The organism is Rhizobacter sp. P1_G5, from assembly GCF_056405435.1.
Window position 1 is genome coordinate 1 of the sequence record NZ_JBFUCB010000285.1, and the last position, 7,395, is coordinate 7,395.

General features: G+C 70.3%; 6 protein-coding genes. 5 read left to right on the top strand and 1 reads right to left on the bottom strand.

Annotation, left to right across the window (positions count from 1 at the left end; all coding sequences use genetic code 11):
* From AC1D12_RS19050 to eda, 5 genes are all read left to right on the top strand, one after another.
* Nucleotides 1–295: OmpA family protein (locus AC1D12_RS19050; RefSeq protein ID WP_477842218.1), on the top strand; the 295-nt coding region annotated here is incomplete at its 5' end.
* Between the two features lie 106 nt (nucleotides 296–401).
* Complete coding sequence (locus AC1D12_RS19055; RefSeq protein WP_477842220.1) at nucleotides 402–938, top strand: pyridoxamine 5'-phosphate oxidase family protein; 537 nt, start codon at nucleotides 402–404, stop codon at nucleotides 936–938.
* Nucleotides 939–942: 4 nt separating this feature from the next.
* On the top strand, nucleotides 943–2,976 hold the full coding sequence (locus tag AC1D12_RS19060; protein WP_477842222.1) for an AsmA family protein: 2,034 nt from the start codon (nucleotides 943–945) through the stop codon (nucleotides 2,974–2,976).
* Nucleotides 2,977–3,078: 102 nt separating this feature from the next.
* Nucleotides 3,079–4,896, top strand: a complete 1,818-nt coding sequence (gene edd, locus AC1D12_RS19065) for a phosphogluconate dehydratase (protein ID WP_477842224.1) — start codon at nucleotides 3,079–3,081, stop codon at nucleotides 4,894–4,896.
* A 34-nt stretch (nucleotides 4,897–4,930) separates the two neighbouring features.
* Nucleotides 4,931–5,554 carry a bifunctional 4-hydroxy-2-oxoglutarate aldolase/2-dehydro-3-deoxy-phosphogluconate aldolase gene (gene eda / locus AC1D12_RS19070; protein ID WP_465111824.1) on the top strand — a complete coding sequence of 208 codons (624 nt, stop codon included), beginning with the start codon at nucleotides 4,931–4,933 and terminating at the stop codon, nucleotides 5,552–5,554.
* Here the strand turns inward: eda and AC1D12_RS19075 are convergent, their stop codons facing one another.
* On the bottom strand, nucleotides 5,555–7,261 hold the full coding sequence (locus AC1D12_RS19075) for an alkaline phosphatase D family protein (RefSeq protein ID WP_477842226.1): 1,707 nt from the start codon (nucleotides 7,259–7,261) through the stop codon (nucleotides 5,555–5,557). It abuts the gene before it with no gap.
* Nucleotides 7,262–7,395 lie beyond the last annotated feature (134 nt).

The window sequence follows — 7,395 nt, forward strand, 5'->3', positions numbered from 1 at the left end:
CATCTACTTCGAGGTCGGCCAGGACAGCCTGCCGGCCGATGCCATCGACGTGCTGAACCGCGTGGCCGAGGCGGCCCGCTCGAGCGGCGGCACCGTGCTGATCTCCGGCTTCCACGACGCGAGCGGCGATGCGGCCGCGAATGCCGACCTGGCGAAGCGCCGGGCCCAGCGCGTGCAGCATGCGCTGGAGGCGAACGGCGTCACCGCCGACCACCTGCAGCTCAGCAAGCCGGCCGTGACCACCGGCGACGGCGACCCGAAGGCGGCGCGCCGCGTCGAGTTGCGCCTGCAATAGATGCTCGGGTAGGACATCGCGCACATGCCGTGGCGGCCCTCGCCGATAGGGGCTGCCACTGCGGCAGCCTAAGCTCGAACGAATCCGTTCAAGCAGGGGCCGCGCCATGAAGATCCATCCGCAACGTCACGAGAACCTGAAGAAGATCGTCGACCTGGTGGAGGGCATCGACATCGCGATGCTGACCACCCAGGCGGCCGATGGCCGGCTGCTCGGCCGCCCGATGGCCGCGCTCGAGGTCGATCGCGACGGCAGCTTCTGGTTCTTCACCAGCGAGCGCTCGGCCAAGGTGCACCAGCTCGACCGCGTCAACCTGGCCTTCACCGCTGAAGGCGACGCGACCTACGTGTCGATCAGCGGCCAGGCCGCGATCATCAACGACCGCGCCCGCATCGACGAGCTCTGGAGCGCCGCGGCGAAGCCGTGGTTCCCGCAGGGCAAGGACGACCCGGACCTGGTGCTGCTGCGCGTCGACACCGACATCGCCGAGTACTGGGATGCGAACAGCAGCCGGATGATCCGCCTGCTCGCGATGGCCGCCTCGGCCGTCGCCGGGCGGCCGATCGGCCTCGGCGACCACGAGGTCGTCAGCAACCCGTCGCGCCCGCCGGTCTCGCACCAGCGCTCGCTCATCGGCGATTGATCCCGTGTCGCGGCGCCGTGCGTGGTCGTGGAGCCTGCTCGGCCTCGCCGGCGCCGTGCTGGTGGCGTTCGTCGCGTGCGAAGCCCTCGGCTGGCCGTTCCTCGTCGGCCCGGCGCAGCGGCTGCTGGCCGACACGCTGAAGCGCGATGTCCGGCTCGCCGACGGGCCTGACCACGGCCGCGTCCGTCTGCTCGGCGGCTTGCGCATCGACATCCCGATGCTGGAGATCGGCAGCGCCGCGTGGAGCAAGGATCCGTACTTCCTGCATGCCGAGAACGCGCAGCTGCGCGTCTCGTATGCGGCGCTGTGGCGCGCCCACCGGGGCGATGCGCTGGACATCAAGCGGCTGCATGCCGACCGCCTGATCGTGCACGCCGAGCGCCGCGCCGACGGCATGGCGTCGTGGCAGTTCGGCGAGCCGAAGGCGCAGCAGGAGAAGGGCACGCGGCTGCCGCGCGTGCGCTCGCTGTCGGTGACCGACGGCCAGCTGACCGTCGTCGATGCCCCGTTGAAGGCCGACCTCCGCGCTGAAATACGCCTGGCCGACCAGGACACGGCAGCGCCGCTGCCGGCCGATGCGGCCTCGGCTCCTCGCTCGCTCACCGGCCTCGTCGTGCGCGCGAAGGGCACCTACGGCGGTTTCCCGGTCGAAGGCCGCCTGCGCTCGATCGGCGTGATGCCGCTGCTGGTCAGCGACGACGACGCGCCGCCGGTGCCGGTGGCATTGCGCATCGACGCCGGCCGTGCCGGATTCCGTTTCCAGGGCACGGTGACCGACGTGCTGAAGCTCGAGGGCATGACCGGCCGCGTGCGCGTCAGCGGCCCGTCGCTGTCGGCGGTCGGCGATCCGCTGGGCGTCACGCTGCCGACCACCGGGCCGTTCGAGATCGACGGCCGTGTCGCGAAGCGCGGCGAGGTGTGGAACGTGCTGGTCGACGACGCGACGGTCGGCAACAGCCGGCTGAATGCGGCGTTGACCTACGACCGGCGGCCGAAGGTGCCACGGCTGTCGGGTCGGGTCTCCGGGCCGCGGCTGCTGCTGGCCGATCTGCTGCCCAGCATCGGCGTCGGGCCCGAGCCGGCACCCGCCGTCGCGCCCGAGCAGAAGCCGCCGAAGCGCCCCGGTGACCGTGTGCTGCCGAACCGCGCGTTCGACCTGCCGTCGCTGAGCGCGATGGATGCGAACGTGGTGCTGGCCTTCGACCGCGCCGAGCTGGGCCGCATCTTCGCGCTGCCGCTGGAGCCGCTGCGTGCGCACCTGACACTCGCCGACGGCAAGCTCGCGATCACCGACCTGGTGGCACGCACCGCCGATGGCAGCCTGGTGGGCGCAGTGTCGCTCGACGGCAAGCCGAAGCTCGCGCTGTGGGACAGCGACCTGCGCTGGAGCGGCGTGCGGCTGGAGYGCTGGCTGAACCAGGGCCGGCCCGCCGACAAGCCGCCGTACGTCACCGGCCGGTTGATCGGCCAGGCGAAGCTGAAGGGGCAGGGCCGTTCGACCGCCGAGATCCTCGGCAGCCTCGACGGCACCGTGGTCACGCGCATCGTCGAGGGCAAGGTGTCGCACCTGGCGATCGAAGGGGCCGGGTTGGACCTGGCGCAGGCGCTGGGCGTGCTGGCCAAGGGCGACGAGCTGCTGACGATCGACTGCGCGCTCGTCGACCTGCAGGCGAAGAAGGGCGTGCTGCGGCCGCGCGCGATGGTGATCGACACCCGAGACTCGACCATCTGGGCCGACGGCACCTTGTCGCTCGCCGAAGAGAACATGGACCTGCGCGCCGTCGTCACGCCGAAGGATTTCAGCCCGCTCGCGCTGCGCACGCCGCTGCGCGTGCAGGGCAGCTTCAGCGACCCGAAGATCTCGCTCGAGAAGGCACCGCTCGCGCGCAAGGTGGGCACCAGCGTGCTGCTCGGGCTGTTGAATCCGCTGGCGGCGCTGATCCCGCTGGTCGACATCGGCGAGCGGCAGCCGTCGGGCGAGGGGTGSAACGCCTTGCTGGAACGCGCCCGGCAACACGCCGCGCCGGGCGGTGGCTGAGCCGATCGCGAGATCATCCTGAAATCATCTTGAATTGACGATGTAACTTGGTTACGCGATACTCAAAAGCCTGGTTACGACCCCGGCCGCGAGGTGCCGCCCATGAAACAAGTCCTGCAGGAAGTCACCCACCGCATCCGCGAGCGCAGCGCCCCGACGCGCACCGCCTACCTGGCGCGCATCGACAAGCTGGCGATGYGCCAGCGCGGCTCCGACCGCATGGGCTGCGCCAATGTCGCGCATGCCTTTGCCGCGCTGCCGGCCAACGACAAGTTCAAGGTGGTGGCGCAGCGCTCGCCGCACCTGGGCATCGTCACCTCGTACAACGACATGCTGTCGGCGCACCAGCCCTACGAGCGCTTCCCCGACATCATCCGCAACGAGGCGCACCGCCACGGCGCGACGGTGCAGGTGGCGGGTGGCGTGCCGGCGATGTGCGACGGCGTGACGCAGGGCCTGCCCGGCATGGAGCTGAGCCTGTTCTCGCGCGACACCATCGCGATGGGCACCGCGGTGGCGCTGACGCACGATGTGTTCGATGCCGCGCTGCTGCTCGGCGTGTGCGACAAGATCGTGCCGGGGCTGCTGATCGGCGCGCTGCACTTCGGCCACCTGCCGTGCGTGTTCGTGCCGGCCGGGCCGATGGGCACCGGCCTGTCGAACACCGAGAAATCGAAGGTGCGCGAAAAGTACGCGMAAGGCCTGGTCGGCCGCGACCAGTTGCTCGAGGCCGAATCGGCCGCGTACCACGGCGCCGGCACCTGCACCTTCTACGGCACGGCCAACAGCAACCAGATGCTGCTCGAGGCGATGGGCCTGCACGTGCCCGGCGCCGCCTTCGTGCACCCGCATGCGCAGCTGCGCGAGGCGCTGACGCGCGAGGCGGTGCGCGCCGCGCTGGCGATCACGCACGGCGGCGGCCGCTACACGCCGATCGGCCGGCTGGTCGACGAGCGCGTGATCGTCAACGCGATGGTCGCGCTGCTGGCCACCGGCGGTTCGACCAACCACCTGATCCACTGGGTGGCGGTGGCGCGCGCGGCCGGCATCCTGATCGACTGGACCGATTTCTCCGACCTCTCGCATGCGACGCCGCTGCTGGCGCGCGTGTACCCSAACGGCAGYGCCGACGTGAACCAGTTCCAGTCGGCCGGCGGGCCGGGCTTCGTGATCCGCGAGCTGCTCGATGCGGGCTACATGCATGCCGATGTCGCTGCGGTGGCCGAGGGCGGCATCGCGGCCTACGGCACGCAGCCGCAAGGTGATGGCGAGCGCCTGACCTGGTCGGCGCTGCCGGCGCAGAGCGGTGACGACAGCGTGGTGCGCACCGCGGCCGCGCCGTTCAGCCCGTCGGGTGGCCTGAAGCTCCTGACCGGCAACCTCGGCCGTGCGGTGATCAAGATCTCGGCGGTGCCCGAAGACCGTCACATCGTCGAGGCGCCGGCGCTGGTCTTCAATGCCCAGGAAGAGTTGCTCGCCGCCTTCAAGGCCGGCGAGCTGGAGCGCGATTTCATCGCGGTCGTGCGCTTCCAGGGGCCGCGTGCGAACGGCATGCCCGAGCTGCACAAGCTGACGCCGCCGCTCGCGGTGGCGCAGGGCAAGGGCTTCAAGGTGGCGCTGGTCACCGACGGGCGCATGAGCGGTGCGTCGGGCAAGGTGCCGGCGGCGATCCACGTGAGCCCCGAGGTGCTCGCGAACGGGCCGCTCGGCAAGGTGCGCAACGGCGACATCATCCGGCTCGATGCGGTGGCCGGCACGCTGCAGGCGCTGGTGCCTGACGCAGAATGGGCGGCCCGCGAGGTCGCGCAGATCGACGCGCAGCAGCAGGAGAACAACGCCCACGACCTGGGCCGCGACCTGTTCGGCGGCATGCGCCGCAACGTGCTGAGCGCCGAGCAGGGCGCCGTCACCTGGCTTTGAGCCGATCTTTCAACTTCCAAGCAGAGAACCCCGCATGAACACGCTCGAACTGGCCGGCCACGGCCCGGTGATCCCGGTGATCGTCATCAACCAGCTGGAAGACGCGGTGCCGATGGCCCGTGCGCTGGTGGAAGGCGGCGTCAAGGTGCTCGAAGTGACGCTGCGCACGCCGGTGGCGCTGCAGTGCATGGAGGCGATCGCGAGAGAGGTGCCCGAGGCCATCCTCGGCGCCGGCACGGTGCGCAGCGTGGCCGATGCGAAGGCGGCACTGGACGCCGGCTGCAGGTTTGCCGTGAGCCCGGGCTACACCAGCGAGATCGGCCGCGCCTGCCGCGAGATCGGCCTGCCGCTGCTGCCCGGCACCGCCACCGGCAGCGAGGTGATGCAGGCCAATGCCGACGGCTATTTCTTCCTGAAGTTCTTCCCGGCGATGCAGGCCGGCGGCATCCCGATGCTGAAGGCGCTGGCCGGGCCGTTCACCGACGTGGTGTTCTGCCCGACCGGCGGCATCACGCTGGAGACCGCGCCGCAGTTCCTCGCGCTGCCGAACGTCAAGGTGTGCGGCGGCTCGTGGCTGACGCCGGCGGATGCGGTGAAGGCGAAGGACTGGGGGCGCATCACCGCGCTGGCCAAGGAAGCCAGCGCGCTGCGCGCCTGATCAGACGTCGACCAGCTTGCGGTTCGCGCTACCCGGCAGCGTGCGCAGGCTGCGCCCGGTGCTGGCCACGTAGTCGCGCTTGAGGATCGTGTCGACGAACACCCAGTCGGCACGCGCCTCGGTCGGCGTCACGTTCAGCACCATGTAGCCGCGCAGGCTGGTCTGCGCGTACTGCAGCGGCCCGATCAGCTGCGTCAGCGCCGCCGCGAACGCGGTCGGCTCCTCGGTCGTGAAGATCGTCTCGAAGCCGGGCGAAGTCACCGACGAGGTCGCGAACTCCACACCCACCGCGTTGCCCGACAGGTCCTTCAGGTCGCTGGCCCACGCGTTGTGCGTGTCGCCGGCCAGCGAGACCAGGTTCTTGTCGAGCGCGCGCGCCATGCCCAGCACCGTCTCGCGCGCCGCGGCATAGCCGTCCCAGGCGTCGAGGTTGTACGGGATGGCCGGCTGCGCGAGGATGGCCTGCTCGGTCGGCGTCAAGGTGGCTGGCGCGGTGGCCGCCTTCGTCGCGATCGCGCCGTAGGCCGCGACGCTGATCTGCTGCGTGACGATCGGTGCCGGCACGTTCATGCGCGCCATCAGCACCTGCTGGCCCAGCACCTGCCAGGTGGCGGCCGAAGCCTGCATCTTCGATTGCAGCCAGGTCGTCTGCGTCGCGCCCATCAGCTGGCGAGCCGGGTTGCCGACCGCGCTGGTGAAGCCCGCGGCGTCGAAGCCCGACGCGGTGATGTAGTTCGCATAGCTCAGCTGCTGGTCGCGGCCAACCTGGCGCGTGTCCAGCATGTGCAGCGACAGCAGCGTGCCGAAATCGAACGAGCGGTAGATCTGGTCCGGCTTGCTGGCATCGGGCAGGCGGATCGGGATCCACTCCAGGTAAGCCTGGATCGCGGCCGCGCGGCGCACGCTGAAGCTGCCTTCGGTGGCAGGGTCGTGGTTCTCGGCGCCACCGGTCCAGGTGTCGTTGGCGATCTCGTGGTCGTCCCACACCGCGATCATCGGCATCGCGGCATGCAGCGCCTGCAGGTCGGCATCGGTGCGGTACTGCGCGTAGCGGCGGCGGTAGTCGGCGAGCGTCAGGGTCTCGTTGGCCGGGTCGGGGATGCGGTTCAGCGTGGCGGCATCGCCGGTCGCATAGCCTGTGCTGTCGTACTCGTAGATGTAGTCGCCCAGGTGCAGCGCGGCGTCGACATCGTTCCGCTTGGCGGCCTCGGCATAGACGTTGAAGTAGCCGGCCGGGTAGTTGGAGCACGAGAACACCGCGAGCCGCACCTGCGACACGCTGCCCACCGGGAGCGTCTTCGTGCGGCCGGTGGCCGAGCGCTGGCTGCCGATCGAGAAGCGGTAGTGGTAGACGGTGTTGGCGGCCAGGCCGGTGACGTCGACCTGGGCGGTGTAGTCCTTCGCCGCGCTGGTCGCGACGGTGCCCGACTTGACGATGCTCGCGAACTGGCTGTCGCTTGCGAGCTCCCAGTTCAACTGCAGCGTCGCGTCGGCGGACGGTGTCGCGCGCGTCCACAGGATCACGCGGTCGCTCAGCGGGTCGCCGCTGGCGACGCCGTGCTTGAACTCGATGCTGGCACCGGCGTCGGCCTCCGAGGGGCCGTCATCGCTGCCGCCGCAGCCCGCGAGGCCCAACCCACCGCCGACGGCAACGGTGCCGAGGGCGACATCGCGGATGAACTGGCGGCGTGAGGTGTCGATGCTCATGAACGGCTTCCGGAGTGGTGGTGCAAAGCCCGCCACTGTGGAAAGCGTTCATGACAAGGGCATGAAGCTTCTACGCGGTCTTCAAGGCAGTCCAGTTTCAGGCGGCGCATTGACTTGTCCGGGGACTATGGGGC